Origin of the sequence: Salmonella sp. SAL4457, assembly GCF_046548235.1 — a bacterium.
In the GTDB taxonomy this organism is placed as follows: Bacteria; Pseudomonadota; Gammaproteobacteria; order Enterobacterales; family Enterobacteriaceae; genus Salmonella; species Salmonella enterica.
The window spans coordinates 1-376 of the sequence record NZ_JBGDZO010000123.1 but is presented as its reverse complement, the minus strand read 5'-3'; the positions used below and the strand labels follow the sequence as shown (position 1 = coordinate 376).

Sequence of the window (376 nt, the reverse complement as noted above, 5' to 3'; positions counted from 1 at the left end):
GTGCAGGAACTGGAGGTGCCGCTCGTACTGGTCGAGCATGACGTTGATGATCTGCTCCTTGGTGTAGCCCATCAGATCGTAGTCCTGGCTACCTTCGGCGAGATGCACCTCGGCACGGAAGTAGCGGCGGTTCTTCAGGTGCAGGCCGCCCATGCCGGCACGCGCGAAGGACGGCGTGAAGTAGCCGCGCATCAGCACCTGGTAGAGGAACCGATGCTGCTCGCCATGACCGATCTCCAGGCTCAGCGAGGCGTTGCCCGGGTCGAGCTGGGCGTCCACCGCCAGGCCCTTCTCGCGGAACACCTCGGAAACCTCGCTGATCGCCGGGCGCACCACGTCGTTCATGAAGCGGTACACCTCGTCCCGCGAGGGGAAG

At 64.6% G+C, this 376-nt stretch carries 1 pseudogene; it reads right to left on the bottom strand.

Annotation, left to right across the window (positions count from 1 at the left end):
* Nucleotides 1–376: pseudogene (locus tag ACLJNW_RS23530) on the bottom strand (choline transporter); the annotation flags it as partial.